The 539-nt window shown below is 48.2% G+C and carries 1 protein-coding gene; it reads right to left on the bottom strand.

Translation table 11 applies throughout. The features are described from left to right. Window positions 1-539: cellulase family glycosylhydrolase (locus R7P74_RS28785; RefSeq protein WP_318124110.1), on the bottom strand; the 539-nt coding region annotated here is incomplete at both ends.

The raw sequence follows: 539 nt of genomic DNA, 5'->3' as shown, positions 1-539 counted from the left end.
GTTCATAAATCGGCAGGCTTCGGTCAAGAATGCTTGGCGCATGCCAAGCGCCGACGGTAAGAGGCTGAGTTGGGTTTTCTTCACGTGCCCACTCAAACGCTTGTTCCATCAGCTCATGACTAAAGGTTTCCATTTCTTCGTCGTAAGCGATCTCACCCGTAGTGGTGAAAATCATGCGGTTGGTTGGCTCGTTATAGAGATCCCAAATAACGATTCGAGGGTCATTTTTGTAGGTAGAGATGATGTCGCGAATATACGCTTCGACCTCACCCCACATAGATTTGTCCATCACCAGATTGCGACCAGGACTTGCTGCTGCTTGGCTGTTGTGCAAATCCGGTACTGGCGCTTTTTGTTCACCAAGATAAGGATGGTCGCCCGAAAAACCGCAGTCATCCATCGGCGTGAGCATCACTTTGATTTGATTGCGTTCGCAAATATCCAGAAAGCGCTCAATTCGCGCATGTAAACCATCGCGATCCGCTTGCCAAACTATAAATGGTAAGTTGGTACGTAAAGTGTTGTAACCCACATCATGC

Source organism: Vibrio sp. 2033 (assembly GCF_033339735.1).
The sequence above is the reverse complement of the archived record's forward strand: the minus strand, read 5'-3'. Positions and strand labels throughout refer to the sequence as shown.